This window comes from Paenilisteria rustica, from assembly GCF_013820765.1.
GTDB classification, from domain to species: Bacteria; Bacillota; Bacilli; order Lactobacillales; family Listeriaceae; genus Listeria_A; species Listeria_A rustica.
Window position 1 is genome coordinate 299,321 of the sequence record NZ_JABJVM010000003.1, and the last position, 21,771, is coordinate 321,091.

The 21,771-nt window shown below is 41.0% G+C and carries 15 protein-coding genes; 13 read left to right on the top strand and 2 right to left on the bottom strand.

The genetic code is table 11. The annotated features are described in order from the left end of the window. Nucleotides 1-107 precede the first annotated feature (107 nt). The 6 genes from HPK16_RS04915 to HPK16_RS04940 all read left to right on the top strand — a co-directional run bounded on the left by HPK16_RS04915 (nt 108) and on the right by HPK16_RS04940 (nt 8,446). Complete coding sequence (locus HPK16_RS04915) at nt 108-3,716, top strand: AAA domain-containing protein (RefSeq protein WP_181675891.1); 3,609 nt, start codon at nt 108-110, stop codon at nt 3,714-3,716. Between the two features lie 129 nt (nt 3,717-3,845). Then, on the top strand, nt 3,846-4,142 hold the full coding sequence (locus HPK16_RS04920; protein WP_181675892.1) for a TIGR04197 family type VII secretion effector: 297 nt from the start codon (nt 3,846-3,848) through the stop codon (nt 4,140-4,142). Nucleotides 4,143-4,152: 10 nt separating this feature from the next. Then, entirely contained in the window at nt 4,153-4,515 is a 363-nt protein-coding gene (locus HPK16_RS04925) for a DUF3958 family protein (RefSeq protein WP_181675893.1), read from the top strand. Next, nucleotides 4,512-5,993, top strand: a complete 1,482-nt coding sequence (locus HPK16_RS04930) for a T7SS effector LXG polymorphic toxin (protein ID WP_181675894.1) — start codon at nt 4,512-4,514, stop codon at nt 5,991-5,993. The genes HPK16_RS04925 and HPK16_RS04930 overlap by 4 nt, the downstream gene beginning before the upstream one ends. A gap of 6 nt (nt 5,994-5,999) precedes the next feature. Beyond that, the gene (locus HPK16_RS04935) at nt 6,000-6,251 is read left to right on the top strand and encodes a hypothetical protein (RefSeq protein ID WP_181675895.1); all 252 of its coding nucleotides are present in this window, start codon (nt 6,000-6,002) and stop codon (nt 6,249-6,251) included. 98 nt (nt 6,252-6,349) lie between these two features. Next, nucleotides 6,350-8,446, top strand: a complete 2,097-nt coding sequence (locus tag HPK16_RS04940; protein WP_181675896.1) for a MarR family winged helix-turn-helix transcriptional regulator — start codon at nt 6,350-6,352, stop codon at nt 8,444-8,446. A 329-nt stretch (nt 8,447-8,775) separates the two neighbouring features. On the opposite strand, the gene HPK16_RS04945 is transcribed toward HPK16_RS04940, so the two are convergent. Both HPK16_RS04945 and HPK16_RS04950 read right to left on the bottom strand, forming a co-directional pair. Continuing rightward, the gene (locus HPK16_RS04945) at nt 8,776-9,216 is read right to left on the bottom strand and encodes a GNAT family N-acetyltransferase (RefSeq protein ID WP_181675897.1); all 441 of its coding nucleotides are present in this window, start codon (nt 9,214-9,216) and stop codon (nt 8,776-8,778) included. 72 nt (nt 9,217-9,288) lie between these two features. Further along, on the bottom strand, nt 9,289-10,872 hold the full coding sequence (locus HPK16_RS04950) for an acetate--CoA ligase (protein WP_181675898.1): 1,584 nt from the start codon (nt 10,870-10,872) through the stop codon (nt 9,289-9,291). Between the two features lie 430 nt (nt 10,873-11,302). Here HPK16_RS04950 and tadA point away from each other — a divergent pair, with 430 nt between their 5' ends. The 7 genes from tadA (at nt 11,303) to HPK16_RS04985 (ending at nt 21,628) form a co-directional block, all read left to right on the top strand. Beyond that, nucleotides 11,303-11,776, top strand: a complete 474-nt coding sequence (tadA, locus tag HPK16_RS04955) for a tRNA adenosine(34) deaminase TadA (protein WP_181675899.1) — start codon at nt 11,303-11,305, stop codon at nt 11,774-11,776. 443 nt (nt 11,777-12,219) lie between these two features. Next, on the top strand, nt 12,220-13,644 hold the full coding sequence (locus HPK16_RS04960; RefSeq protein ID WP_181675900.1) for a cytochrome ubiquinol oxidase subunit I: 1,425 nt from the start codon (nt 12,220-12,222) through the stop codon (nt 13,642-13,644). A gap of 1 nt (nt 13,645) precedes the next feature. Then, a complete protein-coding gene (cydB, locus tag HPK16_RS04965) occupies nt 13,646-14,659 on the top strand; it encodes a cytochrome d ubiquinol oxidase subunit II (protein WP_181675901.1) in 1,014 nt (337 codons plus the stop codon). Next, a complete protein-coding gene (gene cydD / locus HPK16_RS04970) occupies nt 14,659-16,374 on the top strand; it encodes a thiol reductant ABC exporter subunit CydD (RefSeq protein ID WP_181675902.1) in 1,716 nt (571 codons plus the stop codon). The genes cydB and cydD overlap by 1 nt, the downstream gene beginning before the upstream one ends. Further along, nucleotides 16,374-18,113, top strand: coding sequence for a thiol reductant ABC exporter subunit CydC (cydC, locus tag HPK16_RS04975; RefSeq protein ID WP_181675903.1), 1,740 nt, complete (start codon nt 16,374-16,376; stop codon nt 18,111-18,113). Before cydD ends, cydC begins: the two co-directional genes overlap by 1 nt. 216 nt (nt 18,114-18,329) lie before the next feature. Continuing rightward, the gene (locus HPK16_RS04980) at nt 18,330-19,394 is read left to right on the top strand and encodes an ATP-binding protein (protein WP_181675904.1); all 1,065 of its coding nucleotides are present in this window, start codon (nt 18,330-18,332) and stop codon (nt 19,392-19,394) included. Then, a complete protein-coding gene (locus HPK16_RS04985) occupies nt 19,391-21,628 on the top strand; it encodes a S8 family peptidase (RefSeq protein WP_181675905.1) in 2,238 nt (745 codons plus the stop codon). The genes HPK16_RS04980 and HPK16_RS04985 overlap by 4 nt, the downstream gene beginning before the upstream one ends. The last annotated feature ends 143 nt before the right edge of the window (nt 21,629-21,771 follow it).

Sequence of the window (21,771 nt, forward strand, 5' to 3'; positions counted from 1 at the left end):
GTACGTAACATCATGTACATGTTACTAAGGGAGGGGGTGTACATGTGGAAATATATTGAATATAATGGAGGAAGGTAGTTTTTATATAATCTAAAGGAGATGTCTAAATGAAAGAATCAAATATTGCAGCAAGTAATATCATAGAGTATTGGCGTTTGATAGAATTTCTCAATCAAAAGGCTTTCCCGATACAATCCAAATCAGATCGTGAGCTTAGAATGAAGGTATCTAAAGGTGAGAAATTGCGCTCAAAAATGATAACTTTATATGAGCGAATCCCCTTGGCAGAAGATATAAAAGTGATATTGAGAAATGAAGGGAATTTAACTAATCAATTTCCAATCACAGGCTCTAGTATTCATGTTTTAGTTGGGAAAATTGATAGACAATCGATAATAGATACATTTTTTCAAAAGTTTACAGAAAAAGAATCGGTTGAAAAAACTAATGAAAAGATATGCTTATTTTCACTAAAGGTAAACTCAGAAGGTACGTATACAAAAAGCTCTTTTAGAGTCTCACCATTACTATGGGGGCTTGCAATTTGTTGCAAATATCCAAATACTATAAAGACGCAATTAAGTTTAGATGCGTACCAAAAGACGATGGACACAATTGAAGAAATATTTTTTAAAGATAAGGAAGATATAGTTGTAGATCAATCGGTTTTAGAGAGCATCCATAACTATATATGCCGCGTATTTGTACGTATAAATATGCCAGATGCTAAGGTGCCTTTTGAAGGAACACTTATATACACATGTTTTAAAACTAGGGAGGAATTTGAGAAAAAGGATGACACCCTCGAAGATATCAGTGAATTAATGACAGGTTTTTTTCAAAAAGATTATGAAATGATATTGCATAATTTACAGAATAATATTAGTACTAGCGGCTTTCTCGAATATATCACAATCTTACATAACAAAGGCAACTTAGAAGAAATCAAATCTAAAAGATATAACATCCGAGAAAATAATAATCTAATCGCGGAATACCTTGATCCTATCTATACACCAATGGGGAAATGGCCTTCTAAGTTTGCACCAGCGTTGATGCAGCAAATAGCGATAAACCTTTATCTAGATAATAAGTCTAAATGCTTTTCTGTAAATGGTCCACCAGGTACAGGGAAAACAACACTTTTAAAAGAAATCGTAGCGCATAATGTTGTAGAAAGAGCGCTTATGTTAACAAAATATAGTAAGGCAGATGATGCGTTTATACCAAAGAAATTCAATGATGGGAATAAGGTGAATAAAGGGTACGACAAGGACATAAATAAGTACCATTCCTTGAAAGAGCCAAAAATAGCAGATTATAATATGTTAGTGACGTCCTCTAATAATGCAGCAGTTGAAAATATTACAAAAGAATTACCAAACTATAAAGGAGTAGTTAGTTCACTGGATGCGGAGGGTATGGAGGAAATTAACGATTTATTCAATCAAGCTAAGGATCATAAAAAGCTTACCTTTAAATATACTAGTTTTGATTCAAAGGGTACATCAAAGGAATATGAAGCAACAAAAAAAGATATATATTTCAGCTCATTGGCACATCACTTAAAGAATAGCCGAGATGATTTACAAGAGGTAGAAGTCTTTTCAGAATGGGGATTAATATCAGCACCACTTGGGAAAAGGGCGAATTTAAATAATTACTATTTTAAAGTTATGAAACCGATAATGAAGCATATTAAAAAACATAAGATGGCAAACAGAATAGAGTTCGATTGTGCCAAGACAGATTTTATAGAGCAATACAAACGAGTGGAAAAAATACAACAAGCATTATCAAAAAGTAGTAGAATCAGTGAGCGTAATGAAGAGGCGCTAAAAGATGTTGAGTTACAAAAAAGGAAGTGTAGCCAACACATTGAAAACGTCGAATCAAGGCTTGCTATATCTAAAAAAAATAGCGCTACAATTCAAGAACAAGTGGCTTCAAATCAGTGCCAGTGTTTATTGATGAAAAAACAGATCCAAAATGAAGAGTCCAATTGGAAGAGTATTAAGGGAGAACAAGAACGAATACTAAGGGAGTTAGAACTTCAGAAAAGTATAGTTATGGAATTAGAAGACAAAAGAAAACCTCATGAGATATTACTAGGGAAATGGATCAAGTCACAGAGAATGACAGAAATCCAAGAAAAAAAGAATGAGATAGCAAAAAGCAACAAAGTAAAACATGATATAGATATAAAAGAATCAAAGCAACGAAAACAAATAAAATTAAAAGAGTTAGAACTAACAATAGCCGAGGACCGACTGAAAAATAGCGTAGAAAAGAGGCGTCAAGAAGAAAAAGTTGCCCAACGATATTTCAATGACATCCAGAGAAATTTAGAAAATATTCGTGCACTGAACCAAAGTAAGGTGGAGATAAAAGAAATCTTCCAGGCTGAAATGAAGAATCTAAAAACAAATCTAAGTATGGTTGTTGATGCAGAATTTTTCAATCAACTTCATTCTCAGGATGAAGAAGCCAGATTATCGGTACAACTATCGAATCCATGGATATCAGATTGCTATAATCGAGAACGAGAAAAGCTTTTTTATAGGGCACTGCAAGTCAATAAATACTTTATTTTATCCTCACAATGTGTACGGGAAAACCTTATCAATTTAGGATATCTTTGGCAATTTGAAAAAAACAGTGAAAAAGAGAATTGTCATTTTTCGATAAAGGATAAAAAAAGTGCTTATATTCATCTGTTAAACACGATTTTTTTGATTACACCTGTTATCTCAACGACGTTTGCATCTGTTAGTCGATTTTTAGCGAATATTGAAGAACCTGATAGTATGGGTCAGCTTATTGTAGATGAAGCAGGCCAAGCAACACCACAAATGGCTGCTGGGGCTCTATGGCGATTTAAAAAAGCGATTATTGTTGGTGACCCTAAACAAGTAGAGCCGATTGTAACAGATGATATAAGAATGTTGATGGAGTTATTTGCGGACGAGGAGCTAGTCAATTACAAGGACAGAACCATTTCCGTTCAAAGCTTTGCAGACAATATTAATAGAGTAGGCGCATACTTACCATCAAGTGAAAGAGAAGAGGACGATTGGGTAGGATGCCCATTGTTGATACACAGACGTTGCTTAAATCCTATGTTTCATATTTCTAATCAGCTTTCCTATGATAATACTATGTTGTGCAAGACGATAGAGCCAAAGCAAGAAGTTGCAGATAAGCTAGTATACAGGCAGTCTAGATGGTTAAACATTTTAGGGAAAGAGCGGGGAAACAAAAATCATCATGTTGATGAACAAGCATCAGAAGCATTAAAAATTATTGAACGAGCTTTTGAAAAGCAAAGTGGGTGTGCAGATATATTTGTTATATCACCATTTTCTAGTGTAATCACAGGATTTATACAACATGCCAGTAAGTCAGATGTGTTGAAGTCGCTTGGAAAAGATGACTTGGACAGTTGGCTGAATAATAATTGTGGTACAGTTCATCGTTTTCAAGGAAAGGAAGCTAATGAGGTTATTTTCTTGCTTGGATGTGATGCAACAGCTAAAGGTGCTGTAAATTGGGTGAATGATAATATTGTTAATGTTGCTGTGACAAGAGCAAAGTATAGGCTTTATGTTATTGGAGATGAGACCCTTTGGAGGCAAAATCAGTCTGTTGCATTGATTCAAAGGAATATAGCTGAGTACAGTTCCGCTGAACGTGTTGGGTCGCTCGCCAAGGTTTAGATTGAAAAGTGGATTAATGGAAAGTGAATGTTAGAAAAGGAAAAAGTCACGCAACATTTGTGTGGCTTTTTTGGCTGTACATCTAGGAAATTATTGCATATAATGAAGGTAGATATTGGAGGTCTTTCAATGAGTGAGATACAGAGTAATATTGGTAGCGCAAACAAAATCGCAACTTCGATGGGACATGTGGGGGATCGTGTGCGTCATGCGAGCTCGAAGCCAATTCAAAAGGCAAGTCGGACAACGGTTCGGGTGAATCAGGAGGCGGCGCATAGTGTGGATCAAATGAAAAAAATGGTGACGCAGTTTGGGCAGAGTTTTCAGAATGATATCGCTCATATTCGGTCGGTGGCGCGGGAATTTGAGCGGGTGGATCGGGAAGTTGGACGGGATTTTTCAAATTTGCAGGGGTTAGGAAAGTGAGGCAGCGGAGATGAATGAGGCGGATAAAGAGATGGATCGGTGGAATCAGCGGTTGCGCAATTTGGGGGATGACCAGTTTGCGAATGAGCGGGAGTTGCGGCGCCATGAGCGGTTGCAGGATGAGGTCGATTATGTACATAGGCAAGGTGATCGGCTGTTTCAGGAGCTTGGCAGTGTGTGGCACCAGGACCCTGAAATGGCACGGTTTTTGGATGATCAGCGCGATGGTTATAGTCGGAGGCGGTTTCAAGTGATGGACGGGCTTGCGGAGGAGCGGGCGCGGATGGAACGGGAGAAACGGATGTTATTGGAGAGGGAATCGGATTATTATGAGGCTCGCCGGAAATTGGCGTTAGGTGGTGAGTGGGCGTGAGTTTGAATGTGTTTGTAGGCGAGGTGAAAGCACAGACGGAGAGCATGGTTGCGTTTTACCGAGAGACGATTGCGGCGATGGAAGACGTGATGCGGGTTGTGAACGAATTCGCGTTTGAGCAGGAGTTGCAGGGAAAGACATATGACAGCGCAAAAGGGTATTTTGTCGCGACGTATCGGCCATTGGCGCAGGGCATGATTTGTTTGTGCGAGGAATTGATACGGCAAAATGAGGCGATTCCGCGGGATTTTCAAGGTGAAGTTGCGACGGTGGATGTGATTGAGGATCAGGTTAGGAACCAGATTCGGCAGTTGGATGGGCAGATTCAGGACATGGAAAAGTTAAGCAATAACGTGGTTGGAATGGCGCTGATTACACCGATATTTGTGGATTTGAGGCAGAAATTGCAAGAGAAGTTAGAGGCGCTGTATAGGTTTGATGCAGAAACGGCGACTTCGTTTGAGCGTGCGACAGATTTGGCGGCAAACGTGGTGCGGGGCTTGGCTGAGATTGGGAAAGATAAGGGATTTCAGGTGGGAACTGGGACGTTTAGCCTGATGGGGATGAATATGACGTGGAGCTCGGTGTTGCAGGAACAATGGGCAGCACGGGAAAAAGCGATTGCGCAAGGGTTGAAAGATGCGGAGACGGCGCGCATGATTAAGCTTGCGGAAGATGGGCCGTTGCCGGTGGTGCCGGAAGGGAATCTTGCGGGATTTGTGACGAAGGACGGGAAGTTGGACGGTAAAGCGACGTATGATAACGCGAAATGGCAACAAGCGCATTATTTGGCGGGTATGGAGAATGCGATATTTTTGATAGATATGGTGACGCCGGTGTTTGATGCGTATCGATGGAAAACAGGATTTGATCCAATTACTCAAAATAAGCTACAAGGTTCTGAACAAACGATTGCGGCGGGCTTCACATTGCTGAGTATTGTTCCATTTGGAAAAGTCGGGAAAGTTATCAAATCTACTGAGTTGAGCTCAGTAGTATTAAAAAATGGATTAACTGTACCTAAAAATATTAAATTGACTAGTAATGAGCTGAGTATTGCTAAGAAGAATGTTAAGAATTATGCGGAAACCGGTGGTAGAGATTTAGATTTTGAAGAGTATTTAAGAAATCTAGATAAAGTAGATGCACGATATGATAGTATAAGGGCTAATAAGGCAGATGTATCAATAATTGCGAAGAATACAGAGTGGTCCGAATGGAAAGTGCAAAAAATTAAAGATCATGTCTTCTTGAAAGAGCATAAAAAAGATAGCGGTATCGGCCGATTTGATAGTGATATTGAGATTGCAGATGCTTGGGGAAGATTAGAGAAGGGCACGTACACCAAAAACGATATGAATTTGTTAGAGCATGAGTTATTCGAATCTAAGTTTGAAGGTATTTTTAAAACAGATTATCGAACAGCACATGATAAAACAATTAAATCGGGAAGAATATGGGACCCGTTTAAGGAGTGAGAAATTATGGCGGTTTACGTAATGATGATAAAAGAAATGGAAAATGATAAAAAAGTAGTGTATAAATTTGGACCGAATGAGGATAAGTTAGGGGAAATTGAGTTTGATAAAAAGACTAGAAAATTTGAGATAGCGGAAAAAGTGGACGATGACAACATATCGAATGAAGCATATGAACGTTGGGCTGCTGAGAGGATAGTGCGGGTTGTAGCAAGAGAGGATGGGAAATTTCCAGAGAGGATGTCTGTGGAAAAATGAAAATGTTGGTATAAATCGACACTTTCGTGATTGGTAAGAGAATTGATATTATTGAGATTCTAGTTATTTGTTAGAAAAAAATATTAGGAGTGTGTGTGATGGCATTTACTGAAGAGCAGTTGGATAATTTTAAGAAACTAACAAATTCAATGAAAAAAGCACAGAGGGCTGAAATATTAGAGGGAAATGAGAACGCTATAAAGGCTTTATATGAAGATCCATTACCTCAAACAGGAGTTCTATCTAAGGTATTACATGATGAAACAACTTTTTTGATTGGTAGGAGAGGAACGGGGAAATCGACAATCTTTTCGTATGCACAGGAAACATTGCGAGAAGATAAAGGACAGTTATCTGTATATATAGATGTGAAAAGTTTGCATGGTAAAACGACAGGGATGGGATCCGAAACAAATAATAAAGCAGATGAAATGATATTAGAACAAAATTTTATATCCGAAGTATTAAAAGAAATTATTAAGGAAATAAACACAAGCTTAGAGAAGAAAACAGTATTAAGAAAAATGATTGGGGCTGGAAAGTATACAAAGGCTAAAGGGAGACTGAAGGATATAAAAAATGCACTACTGAAACCAGAATTTAGAGATGTGACAATTACAACAAGTGATTCTGTGGAAGTAAAGGAACGAGAAAAGAGTGTTGAAGGCGAGTCAAGTGGGGCTCAAATAAGCCTAAATCGAGGCTTACCAAATATTACTGCTGGCGGAAATTTTGATAAGCAATATCAAGATGAAAATGAATTTATTAGAAAGACTTCATCCGCTATGGTACGTGATTTTTCTATCACTGAATATATGGAAGATATAAAAGAGACACTTTCAGATTTAAATATAAAAAAAATATTCCTGTTCTTAGATGATTTTTCAGAATTGGGGGAAACTGCACAAAAAGTGTTTGTGAATGTCATTTTAGCTCCATTGAACAATTGGTCAGATAAGTATTTTAGATTTAAGGTCGCTTGTTACCCAGAGAGAATTTACTATGGAGAAATCGATAGAAGTAAAATTGACGAGATATATTTGGATCACTATGATCTTTACAAGGGTGCGAAGCCCGATCTCAGTGAAATTGAAGAGAAAGCACAAGGGTTTTTAAATAAACTGCTAAATAAGCGATTTATCTACTATTTAGATTGTAAGCCAGAAATTTTCTTTAACATCGATAGTGATAACACTTGGGAGGATTATTTAGAGCAACTTTTTTTTGCATCTATGAATATTCCTCGTATACTAGGTAATTTATTAGAGTATGCTTATGATAAGAGTTTGGTTTATGGAAATTTAATTAATAGACAGATAATTCTCCAAGCTTCAAAGCATTATTATGAAGCAAAAATTAATCCGTTTTTTGATAAAGGAACAATGGTGCTAGAGTCATATGAAAGCAGACTAGATCGATTCGGGCAAAAGTTACTGACTAATTCTATAGTTGATGAATCTAGAAAAAAGAAGCGAGAGCTAGCTAAAACAGATTTGCAGATGTTTAAAGGATTAAAAACTATCCCAAGTAGTCACTTTTATATCAGCAAAGAGGAAGAACACTTTTTTAATACCTTAGAGTTAAATTATGTTGTGAATAAATACTTCGAACAGTCAGATAAAGACGGTGTGAAAAGTAGCATTTATTCTTTAAATTACGGACTTTGCGCCGAAAATAATATTGATTATGGTAGGCCAAAAGGGGACTCTAAATATAGAAAGTATTATATAGATAGACAGTTTAATTATAATTCACTACTCTTAGGTTTTATGAGAAATTATAAAGAATATGAATGTAACAACTGTAAGCAGCGTTATGATTTAAGTAATTATAGAAAGGTAGAAATGGTTGAAATGTTGTGCTTTAAAGGGTGTAGAGAACCTTCGACATTTAAAGAAGTATTGTTATTTGAGGAAGGGCTACCTAAAATAACAATACCTGAAGAATATCAATTGCCAGAATCAGAATATGATGCATTAAATGTGATAAATACTTTGAGTAATCCATATGCAAGTACTGTTGCAGGGGAATTAGATTGCTCATATCAAATGGTGAATTCGCTGACAAAGAAATTGGAACAAAAACAGTTGATAGAAAAAGAGGAAGGTTTAATTGATTCTAAGAAAAGAAAAATCTACAAGGTTACTGAGTTGGCGATACAACGATACAATCTAAGCGCAGATATCTTGGTATAGGCAGGTGATATAACGGTTGTCGCATTGTATGACTATGAAAAATATAACTTTCCGTATTAAGCTGTGTTATACTCCCTATATAGATAAGTGATTACTAATAAGGGAGAAGAACTCATGAATAAGAATGATCTATATTTCAAAATTGCCATCATTATCTGTATGGTAGTGTTCTTAATAATCCAGATTTTTATACTAAATGCACTTGTAGACATCTCAGATAGGTTGCTTAATATTGTAGATTCTTTACCAGGTTTTATGACCCAATAAGGACATTCTAGGTTACCAAAACAAAGCCCAAATCTCCGACCAGAGATTTGGGCTTTGTTGCATCATTTATAATCTTTCCCCATCCGATAATGTCCGCCAATTTTCGGAATCACGAACTCTTCTCCAACCGAATAGAATCCCATTTTTTCATAAAATCCAGTCGCAATTACGCGTGCGTTACACCAAAGTAAATCGGCATCACGTCGCGCGAGCTCTTCCTCCGCAAACACAATCACAGCTTTACCAAGTCCTTGCAACCTCGCTTTCGAATCACTCGCCATCCCGCGTAATCGATACTGTTTTTCACCTTCAAAATGATCATCCGACTCTTCATAAAAACTCCCGATCGCGACCAGCCGTCCTTCATCATCAAACACCCCAACATGAAACGTCGTCTCATCCTCGTCTCCCGGATAGACCAGCGCTTCCACTGGATGATCTGGAATCAGCACGCGGTGGCGCAAATCGTGTGTTTCGCTAGCTTCTATAAACCGTGTTTCCATCTATACCATTCCCTCTCTCAAAAGCAAGTTACTTGGAATGATTGTACCCAATTTCGCACGATTTAGCAACGATTATTGTGAGATTTTCGCGAATTCTGTGTCGCGCAATGCCACACGGCGAACTTTTCCAGAATCGGTTTTCGGCAAATTTTCTACAAATTCAATGCGGCGTGGATATTTATACGGTGCGGTGTGTTCTTTCGTGAAGTTCTGCAACTCTTTCACAAGCGCGGTATCTCCCACAAAACCGTCTTTCAAAACGATGAACGCCTTCACAACTGTGCCACGAATCTCGTCAGGGCTAGCCACAACAGCGACTTCTTTTACGCTCGGGTGGTGTGTCAACGCGTCCTCCACCTCAAATGGCCCAATTGTATATCCCGAACTAATAATAATATCGTCGTTGCGGCCTTGGAACCAGTAGTAATCGTCTTCATCACGGTACGCGCGGTCGCCGGACACGAAATAATCGCCACGAATCGCTTTTTCCAGACGCTCAGGCTCTTTGTAATATTCTTGGAACAGCGCTGGGAAATCTTTGCGCATTGCGATATCGCCAATTTCGCCGACACCAACAGGCTGGCCATTTTCATCAATAATCGCCATGTACTCCGGCATAATCGGCTTGCCCATCGAGCCCGGACGAATCGGAAACTCCACAAGCGTCCCAATCAGAAGCGTACTCTCGGTCTGACCATAACCATCGCGAACCTTAATGTCAAAATTGTCTTGGAAAACCGTGATCACTTCGCGGTTCAGCGGCTCACCAGCAGAAACGGCGCTGCGCAAATGACTCAAATCATACGAATCCAAGTGATCCGCCTTCGCCATCAAACGGTATTCCGTCGGCGTACAACAAAGCACGTTAACCTGCTTATCTTGCAAAAGTTCCAACTGTTTCGTGGGACGGAAACGCCCATTATAAATGAAACCCGTCGCGCCTTTGCCTAAAACGGACAAGAACGGCGACCAAACCCACTTTTGCCAGCCAGGTCCAGCAGTTGCCCAAACCGTGTCGCTCTCGCGGATATCCAACCAGTGGTCCGCGGCAATCCGAATATGTGCGAAACCCCAACCGTGCACGTGCACCACACCCTTCGGATTTCCCGTCGTGCCTGACGTAAAGGCCAGCAAACAAGGATCATCCTTGCGCGTCGCTACTTTCTCAAATTCGGCGTCGGCGTCCTCAATCAACCGCTCATAACCCAGCCAACCATCACACCCGCCGTCCGCACCAACAACAATCCGCGTCACGACACTAGGCGCGTCCACAATCTTATCAAACTCCGCCGTACAACGCTCGTCCGCAATCACGGCTTTCACACCGGCATGATGAATCCGATATTCCAAATCATGCGCCTTCAAAAGCTCCGATGCAGGAATAATAATCGCGCCGGTCAGCCAAATCCCCATGTAAACCGCGTACGTCTCAAGCAAGCGCGGCATCATCACAATCACGTGGTCGCCCTTCCCGATACCAGCATCCTTCATCACATTCGCAAACCGGTTCGCCTGCTCTAACAAATAATGATAAGACCATTCCTTCACGTCCCCAGCCTCATTCTGCCAAATTAGCGCTGTTTTCTCCGAGTCAAATTGTGCAATCTCGTCGGTGATATTATAAAATTCAGGTGCAATTAAATTTTCAGATTTCATATTGTAACATCTCCTTGGTTTAGGTTAGTTTTGTGTGCTTCCGTGGATGGCGTAGGTGTCTTCGAGATCTTGTTTAGCGAGCTTCAGGCGCTAGCCCTTCGGAATTTTCGTGGCCTCCGCAAAAAACAAAAGAGGTTTTTCACTGCGGCCCCTAACAAATTCTCTCAGGGCTGAACGAGCGCCTTCAGCATCCTGTTTAGCGAGCTTCAGGCGCTAGCCCTTCGGAATTTTCGTGGCCTCCGCAAAAAACAAAAGAGGTTTTTCACTGCGCCCTCTAACAAATTCTTTCAGGGCTGAACGAGCGCCTTCAGCATCTTTTTTATGACCTACTACTAATACATGGTACTATATCTATCGAATCAAAGCAAATAAAAGACATAAACCGCATACCTATGCTAAAATAAAGAAGATATCGAAAGGGGAAACATCCATGCAAAAAGAAACCTACATGCGCGAGGCTCTGCTTGAGGCCGAAAAAGCACGCGAAAAAGGGGAAGTCCCGATTGGCGCGGTTGTCGTGCTTAACGATGAAATCATCGGACGCGCGCACAATCTCCGTGAAACGACGAAAAATGCTATCACGCATGCTGAAATTCTAGCCATCCAAGACGCCTGCAAAAATAAAGATGCTTGGCGACTCGAAGGCGCGGAACTCTACGTTACGTTAGAGCCTTGCCCAATGTGCAGCGGTGCGATTCTACTTTCCCGCATCGACACGGTTTACTACGGAGCGCCCGATCCAAAAGCCGGAACAGTGGGAACGCTCATGAATCTACTCCAAGATTCGCGCTTCAATCACCAATGCGAAGTCGAATCGGGAATCTTAGCTGATGAATGCGGTGCCATCTTGACCAATTTTTTCCGAGATTTGCGTGCGAAGAAAAAACAGCAAAAGAAGCCTTAATACCTATTTTAATGCAAGTAACATCCATTACATCCTTTTATGTGAAAAAATGCGCAATAAACTGATGCCACTTAAGTGAGCTACCCGTCTCATTTCACGCCTCCACGTTTTCCCTTATGAAAATAGAACCAAAAGAACTAAACAAATCTAGGGTGAAATGAGATAGAATAAGAATTAGGTAAAACTTATTCTAATGAACCGAGCTATACATATTTATGTGAGAAAATAGACAAAGGCTGAAAATATAGATAATTTTCAAGCTGACAGGGGATTTTGACTGCTCTCTTTTCTTGCAATATTATTTGTGAATTAAAACACAACCAAACGTAACAGTATTCACAGTTTTTCACAAGCGATTAACGTGTATAGTATACAATCGGCAAATTATAATAACGCTAACAAAAAGGGTTAAACGCCCAAATAACACAAAAGGAGGAAAAAAGGTGGATAAACTTTTCTTAGCTAGACTTCAATTCGGCTCAACAACCGTGTTCCATTTCTTATTTGTACCACTTTCTATTGGACTTGTATTTATGGTTGCTCTTATGGAAACACTGTATGTTGTGAAGAAAAAAGAAATCTACAAAAAAATGTCGAAGTTTTGGGGACATTTGTTCTTAATTAACTTCGCGGTAGGGGTAGTAACAGGGATAATTCAGGAATTCCAATTCGGGATGAACTGGTCGGATTATTCGAGATTCGTAGGGGACGTATTTGGGGCACCGCTTGCAATTGAAGCGCTACTTGCCTTCTTTATGGAATCGACGTTTATCGGACTTTGGATCTTCGGTTGGGATCGCTTGAACAAGAAATTACATTTAGCTTGTATTTGGCTTGTTGCACTTGGAACGGTTTTCTCCGCGTTCTGGATTTTAGCAGCGAACTCATTCATGCAACATCCAGTAGGGTTCCAAGAAATCAATGGACGTGCGGAAATGAACGATTTCTGGGCGCTTATTACGAATGGACAGTTACTTGTGGAATTCCCACACGTTATCTTTGGTGCGTTCGCGACGGGTGCGTTCTTTGTAGCTGGGGTCAGCGCGTACAAATTACTTAAAAAGCAAGATGTGGACTTTTTCCGAAAATCGTTCCAGATCGCGCTCGTGCTCGTTATTATCGGTGGTTTTGGTACGGCCTTCAGTGGTCACCAACAAGCGCAATATCTTGTTAAAACGCAACCGATGAAAATGGCTGCGACGGAAGGGATTTGGGAGGATACAGCCGATCCGGCACCGTGGACGATGATCGCGGGGATTGATGTTGATAACCAGAAAAACACGTGGGAACTCAATATTCCGTATGCGCTAAGTTTCCTTTCCTACTCGACGTTCTCTGGTAGTGTGCAAGGTATGAAATCGCTACAGGCCGAGTATCAAGAGAAGTATAAAGATCGTTTCGGGGCGGACATGAACTACATTCCACCTGTTAAAACGTCATTCTGGAGCTTCCGGATTATGGTGCTCTCAGGTATGTTAATGATTCTATTCGGCTTGTGGGGAGCTTTCCTTGCTTGGCGCAAACGTTTGACAACTTCAAAATTGTATCTACGTCTGATGATTCCAATGATTGCGTTCCCGTTCATCGCGAACTCGATGGGTTGGATTATGACGGAAGTTGGACGGCAACCGTGGGTAGTATTTGGCTACATGTCAACGGCGGACGGGGTTTCACCGAACGTTTCGGCAGGCGCGATACTGTTCTCACTCATTGCGTTTTCAGCGATCTATTTAGCGCTCGCGATTGTACTCGTATGGCTATTTGTTCGTGAAATTAAAGCTGGGCCATTTGCACACGATCATGATGATAAAAAAGGTAAGAAAACACCAGCGTCTGTTGATCCATTTGATCTAAAGGGGGCGAAATAAGATGGAATTAAACGAACTGTGGTTCCTTTTAGTTGCTGTACTTTTCATCGGCTTTTTCTTCTTAGAAGGGTTTGACTTCGGAGTTGGGATGTCGACTCGTTTTGTGGCTCGGAATGATTTGGAACGTCGTGTTTTAATTAATACGATTGGACCGTTCTGGGATGCGAATGAGGTTTGGTTGCTAACGGCTGGGGGCGCGATTTTTGCGGCGTTTCCTAACTGGTATGCGACGATGTTTAGTGGTTATTATATTCCACTTGTATTCTTCTTACTGGCGCTCATTGGCCGTGGTGTTTCGTTTGAATTCCGCGGGAAACATGATACAAAAGCTTGGGTGAAGACGTGGGATTGGGTTATTTTTATCGGTAGTATTTTGCCGCCGTTCTTGCTTGGCGTCTTATTCTCGTCACTTGTTGCGGGGATGCCGATTAATAGTGAAATGAATATGAATGCAGGTTTCTTTGATTATATTACGCCGTTCTCGCTTATGGGCGGGTTGACAGTGACGCTAATTTGTTACTTCCACGGTTTGCTGTTTATTACGCTTCGTACGCATGATGATCTTCGTGAACGTGCGACTCGTATTGCAAAACGGATGTGGTTTGTAACGGTTCCTGTTCTGGCGATTTTCGTTGTGATGGCGTTCTTCTACACGGATATTTTCCAAGCGCGTCCGATTTTGTTGCCGATTATGATTGGCGCAACGGTCGTGTTCTACGTAATCTCAGCGCTTGCTCTTTGGAAGGGGCGCGAAGGTTGGGCGTTTGCCTTTAGTGGACTTGGAATTGTTGGGACGATTGGCGCGATTTTCGCAGGATTATTCCCGCGTGTCATGGTTAGTTCGACAAGCTCGTTGTATGATTTAACGATTCACAATGCAGCATCCGGCGATTATTCGCTAAAAGTAATGACAATCGTGGCTCTGACGCTTTTGCCGTTTGTACTAGGTTATCAAATCTGGAGCTATTATGTGTTCCGCAAGCGTGTATCCAGTAAGGAGAAAATGACGTACTAATGGGTAGAGATTTATTGAAATACCAAGGTATAAAACCGATCCTTGCTATGTTAGCCGTCCTGACAATTGTTCAGGGCGCGGCTATCATCGCGATGGCAAAATACTTAGCAACTGCGATTACAACACTATTTCACGGGGATCCGTGGGGTGACGCGCTGTTCGATTTAGGCCTCTTTGCGGGGGCTTATCTTGTACGGCATTTTTTGAATGTATGGAAACGCAAAATTGTGTATGATTATGCTGCGAAAACGGGGACGGCGATGCGTGAGGCGTTGCTTTCGAAACTGTTTCTACTTGGGCCGCGTTTTACGAGTGCGGAGGGGACAGGGAAAGTCGTGACGATGGTCATGGAAGGTGTCGCGGATTTCCGACGTTATTTGGAGCTTTTTTTGCCGAAATTGATGAACATGTCGATTATTCCGGTGATGATTTTAATCTACGTATTTATGGAAGATACAACGTCGGGCGTGATTCTGATTTTGACGCTGCCGATTTTGATTCTGTTTTTGATTATGATTGGGCTGGCAACGAAGGCGCAGGCGGATCGCCAGTTTGAGACGCATCGGGTGTTGTCGAATCATTTCGTGGATTCGTTAAAGGGACTGGAAACGTTGAAGTATCTGGGAATTAGTCGCGCGCACGAGGGAAATATTGCGAAGGTGAGTGAGGATTACCGGAAGGCGACGATGGGGACTTTGCGGATGGCGTTCTTGTCTTCGTTTGCGCTGGACTTCTTTACGATGCTTTCGGTCGCGACGGTGGCGGTGTTTCTGGGCTTAGGCTTGATTGAGTCTACGATGATTTTGCAGCCTGCGCTCGCGATACTTATTTTAGCGCCGGAGTACTTTTTGCCGGTTCGTGAGGTTGGCTCGGATTATCACGCGACGCTGGATGGACAAGAGGCTGGGCGCGTGATTCAGGAGATTATTGATAAGGATATGACGGAAGTTGCGACGGGCCAGGTTTTGGATTTTGATGCGAATACGTCGTTTACTTTGCAAAATGTGACGGTGCAACATCAGCCGGATTCGAAGGCTTCGCTTGATGCGGCTAATTTTACGGTGACTGGTTTTGAAAAAGTCGGGATTATTGGTGCAACGGGGGCTGGGAAGTCAACGATGATCGATGTTCTGAGTGGCTTTTTGGAACCGACGGATGGTGCGTTTTTGTGGAATGAGGAGGAGCGTGTGCAGTTGCGTGATGCGGCATGGCAGAGTCAGGTGACGTATATTCCGCAGCATCCTTATTTGTTCCACGAGACGGTGCGGGAGAATATTCGTTTTTATGCGCCGGATAGTGATGACGCGGCGGTGGAGCAGGCGGCGAATGCGGCTGGGTTGCGCGATTTGGTTGCGGAGCTTGATGCGGGTTATGATACGCTTGTCGGTGAGGCTGGCCGTGTGCTGAGTGGTGGCCAGGAGCAGCGGATCGCGATTGCGCGGGCTTTCCTCAGTGATCGCCGGATTGTGTTGATGGATGAGCCGACTGCGCATTTGGATATTGAGACGGAGTATGAGTTGAAGCAGCCGATGCTTGATTTGTTCGCGGACCGTCTTGTCTTTTTTGCGACGCATCGTTTGCATTGGATGCTTGAGATGGACCGGATTATTGTGCTGGATCATGGCGCGATTGTGGAAGTTGGAACGCACGCGGAATTGCTCGCGAAAAATGGCTTTTATGCAAAATTAATCAAAGCCCAATTGGAGGAGATCTGATGAGACAAAGTAGCTGGATTGGGCCTTATATTAAGCAAAATCGGACGCTTTTCCTCTGGGTTATCTTGCTTGGTTTGCTAACGGTATTTTCAACCGGAGCGCTGATGTTTACGTCGGGGTATTTGATTTCGACGGCAGCGACGATTCCGGAGACGATTTTGTTGATTTATGTGCCGATCGTTGGGGTTAGGGCATTTGGAATCATGCGTGCGGTATCGCGATATATTGAACGGCTGGCGAGTCATTCGCTCGTTTTGCGTATATTGGCGAAGATGCGTGTGCGTTTGTACCGAATCATTGAACCGCAGGCGTTGTTGATGCGTTCGCGTTACCGGACGGGGGACATTTTGGGGCTGCTTTCGGATGACATTGAGCATTTGCAAAATTATTATTTGACGACGCTGTTACCGAATATTGTGGCGATGGTTTTATATGGTGGCATTGTGATTTCACTCGGCGTCTTTTCGATTCCGTTTGCGATTTTATTTTTCGCGTATATAGCGCTGCTTGTGCTTGTGATGCCTTGGGTTTCGCTCCTTTACGCGCGCGGGAAAAATGCGTACATGAAACAGGAGCGGAATAAGTTGTATCAAAAATTCACGGACGCGGTGTTCGGGATTAGTGACTGGATGTTCAGTGGTCGTGAAAAAAGCTTTATCGCGGATTATGAGGCGGACGAGAAATTACTGCTTGCCGCGGAGACGAAGCAGGCGCGCTTTGCAACGTTGCGGGACTTTATTGGGCAGCTGATTATCGGTGTTATGGTGCTGTCGATGGTGTATTGGACAAACGAGCAAGTCGTGGATGGCGTTTTTGAACCGACGTTTATCGCGGCGTTTGTGTTGGCGATTTTGGCTCTGTCGGAGAGCTTTATTCCGGTGAGTAATGCGGTTAGTGATGGATCGCTTTATAAGGATTCGATTGCGCGTTTGGAAGAGATTGAGGACGCGGAACTTCTGACTTGGGAAGAGGAAGGCGCACTTGAAAAAATCGCAATCGATACGGAAAATGTAACTTTACGTACGGAAAAACTGACTTTTGGTTACACAGATGCGAAACCTGTTTTGCGTGATTTGGATTTTGAGTTGAAGCAGGGTGAGAAGGTCGCTATTTTAGGTCGTAGTGGTACGGGGAAATCGACCTTTTTGAAAGTGGTGCAAGGTGCTTTGGCGCCGACATCGGGTTCGGTGACGCTGAATGGGGATGATGTCGCGAAGCTTCGGCCGCAGATTTCGGAGATGATTTCGATGCTGAATCAGAAGGCGCATTTGTTTAATACGACGGTGCTGAACAATATTCGAATGGGAAATCAGGATGCAACGGATGAAGAAGTCGCTGAGGTCGCGAAACAGGTGAAGCTACACGACTTTATTATGAGCATGCCAGATGGATATCATACGCAAATGACGGAGATGGGCGCGCGCTTTTCTGGTGGCGAACGTCAACGGATTGCGCTGGCTCGGATTCTACTGCAGGATACGCCGATTGTTGTGCTAGATGAGCCGACTGTTGGACTTGATCCGATTACGGAGAAGGAATTGCTCGGCACGATTTTTGAGACGCTGCAAGGGAAGTCGCTTGTTTGGGTGACGCATCATCTGGTTGGCGTGGAGAAAATGGACCGGGTGTTATTCTTGGAGAATGGCGATGTAATTATGGACGGAACGCATCAGGAGTTGCTAGCGAATGAAGAACGTTATCGTCATTTGTATGAGTTGGATCGACCTATTAGGATTTGATATAGTAGCTAGGTATTGTGATGCACTCTTTTGGACTTTGAGTGCATCATAATACCAATTTTGCATAAAGTGAGAGGTGTACGAAAATGGAAGCTTATGAAATAGATATCGTATTACAAGATGCAACACCGGAAAACTTATAAATGTCCCAAATTATATTTTTTTGTCCCGTTATGTGATATACTTACTGAAGAAGGAAACAGGGGGCGGCGTATTATGAAGAAACAAAATGTATTAAATTTAATCAAATACCATGTGGAAAGAAATGAGAATGCCTTTCGAAATGAAGCGATAACTATTGCTAGACATTTTGATAGCATCGGTGACTACCAATTGGCGGAGTATATCATGGGATTGATCGCTGAATCCAATCTTTATGTCCCACAGGCAAGTGATTCTGAAAGTGAATTTTTAAAGGCGATAGAAGTAAAGATTTCAGATCCATTAAGTTTACCTGCTGAAATAGCGGATGACGTTAAGGGCGTAATTAATGCAATCAATCACAACATGGGTATCAATAAATTTTTGTTTGAAGGACTGCCTGGTAGTGGGAAAACAGAAGCCGCAAAACACGTAGCGAGATTACTTGATCGAACGCTATACTATGTAGATTTTGATAATTTGGTGGATAGCAAGCTTGGTGAAACTAACAAAAATATTACAAAAGTATTTAGCGAAATAAACAGAATTCCCTACCCCGAAAAAACAGTTATTTTATTTGATGAAATAGATGTCATCGCGTTGGACCGGGTTAATAATAATGATGTGCGTGAAATGGGGCGTGTAACTTCTGCTATCTTAAGAGAATTAGATAGATTAACGGATTTAAATGAAGAAATTGTCATTATCGCAACGACTAATTTATTTCAAAATTTTGATAAGGCGCTATCTAGGCGTTTTGATGCTGTCATTAATTTTAATCGGTATAATAAAGATGATTTAATCGAAGTTGCAGAATTATATTTTTCGTCATACGTGAAGAATTTTAAGGGGATTTCAAAAAATATAAGACTATTTAAAAAGCTACTAAAAACTGCAGAACGATTACCTTATCCAGGAGAACTCAAGAATATTATCAAAACATCTTTAGCGTTCAGTGATGTGAACAATAGTTATGATTATTTGAGAAGATTATACAATCATTTAGTCGGGAACCTTGAAAAAACGGATATTGAACAGTTGTCTGAGCAAGGCTTTACGGTAAGAGAAATAGAGATGCTAAAGGGTGAGTCAAAGAGTACCGTATCTAGAAAATTAAATGGGGAGGACAAACAACCATGAATAATGTACTAGAATTGAGAGGGAAAAGGTTTGTTCAAGCATCTAGAACCGGCAGTGGGGGTGGGGCTAGTATGAACAGTAAAGAAATAGTTACTAGCGAGAAGCTCGCTAGATTACAAGCGAAAATCGGTCAAATAAAATCATTTTGGATGCAAGAGACAAAGCCGTTCGATGGTGTTTTAATTAGTGTGCATTATAATAAAATTGCCGCAAAAAGCAATAGGATTGGCGGATTATTTAAAGGTAAGGATTCTAATAGTGCTGTTGTAGGAGCAAAATTTAATGATAATAAGACAAAGCATATTATTACTTATTTTATTAGTATAGATGACTTGGAGAAAAGTATGGATTTACTTGATACTACTAATATAGCCTTAAATAATTTTTTTGCCGGTAGTATAAATAAGGAGATATTTGATGATAAAGAGAAACAATTTAGTCTGTTATTTAAGGATGCCTCCATATCAAAATCAGTGTTTAAGCAAGTGATAGCAGATGTTTCATATATAGATGATTTCGAGATTGAAGCAGCCCAGAAACAAACAAAGCAAAGTATTGTGACGCTATATAACACGAATATAGATATAAAAGAAATGTTAAACAAGCTAGGTATTGATATTTTATCAAGTAGAATTTTGGATGATCAAACGGTTTATTTGGATACCAATCAATTAGAGCTTTTATTTGAAAAAGCACCGTACCTAGTTTCGATGGCAACTGTAGATATATCTGAGTTAGCGCCATCGAATTTTATACAAGACTATCAGCAGAGTACAATACATATGCCTAATCCGAGCATCGAGCCGACTATAGGTGTTATTGATACATTATTTGATGAAAGGGTTTACTTTGGATCGTGGGTGGAGTATAAGGACATGGTGGATGACAATATTCCTAAAAATGCAAATGATTATAAGCATGGCACAGCTGTATCCTCTATCATTGTAGATGGTCCACGGTTAAATCCTTGGCTTAATGATGGTTGTGGGCGATTCAGGGTAAGGCATTTTGGCGTAGCAACAGGATCTAAGTTTTCTTCATTCACCATTACCAAACAGATAAAAGAAATCATAGTGAATAATAGAGATATCAATGTATGGAATATTTCGTTGGGCAGTAATCAAGAGATCAATGATAATTTTATTTCAGCAGAATCAGCAATATTAGACCAAATCCAATATGAAAATGATGTGATTTTTGTGGTTGCGGGTACTAATAAGCCTAATGAAAATATAGAAAAAATAGGCTCACCTGCGGATTCTATTAATAGCATGGTAGTAAATGCAGTGACGAAGAATGGGCTATCAACAAAGTACGCGAGAAAAGGTATCGCACTATCATTTTTTGCAAAGCCAGATGTTAGTTACTATGGTGGAAGTATCGAGCAGTATATTAAAGTTTGTGAGCCATTAGGGGAAGCTAATGTTGCAGGAACCTCATTTGCGGCGCCGTGGATTGCTCGAAAATTATCGTATCTTATTGATATTTTGGGTTTGAACAGAGAGGTTGCGAAGGCATTGATTATAGATGCTGCAAGAGGTTGGAACGAGAGCCCAACTCCAAATGAAATTGCTTTGTATGGACATGGGGTTGTGCCTATTAATATAACAGAAATTGTTGAAACCCAAGATGATGAAATCCAATTCTTAGTTTCAGATATAAGTGAAAAATGGAATACGTATAATTATAGTTTCCCAATTCCGCTTCATAATGATAAATATCCTTATATAGCAAGAGTAACGATGTGTTATTTTCCAATGTGTGATCGAGCGCAAGGTGTAGATTATACGAATACAGAGCTAAATATCAAGTTTGGGAGAATGAAGGATGACGGCGGCTGGAATGATATAAAAGATGATAAGCAAAATTTAGAGGAAGAGTTGGATGGTGAGAAACACTATCTCTTGGAGGGGGAAGCAAGATCGAATTTTCGAAAATGGGACAATGTGAAATATGTAGCTGAAAAGCCCAAAAATAGAATGGAACCAAAAAAGGCGTATGAAAAAAATAAAAACTGGGGCATGAGCGTTAAAACGAACAATCGATTGAATCCAGAAGATGGTGTAGGGGTTCGTTTTGGTGTAGTAGTAACGTTAAAAGAGATTAATGGCATCAATCGAATAGATGAATTTATTAGCAATTGTTATTTAAACGGCTGGCTAGTTAATAAACTGGATGTTCAACTTCGACTTGATATTAATCAAAAAGTAAATGAGGATATTGAGTTTGAATAAACCGATATTTATATTCTAGCAGTTAAATCATCATGAATCCGAAAGCGACTTGAGTAGATGGGCCGCTTTTTTTACTGACTAAAATTGCAAAATGAACGTCATTTACAAAGAAAGGCTTTACAATTTTGCTGAATCCTTATATA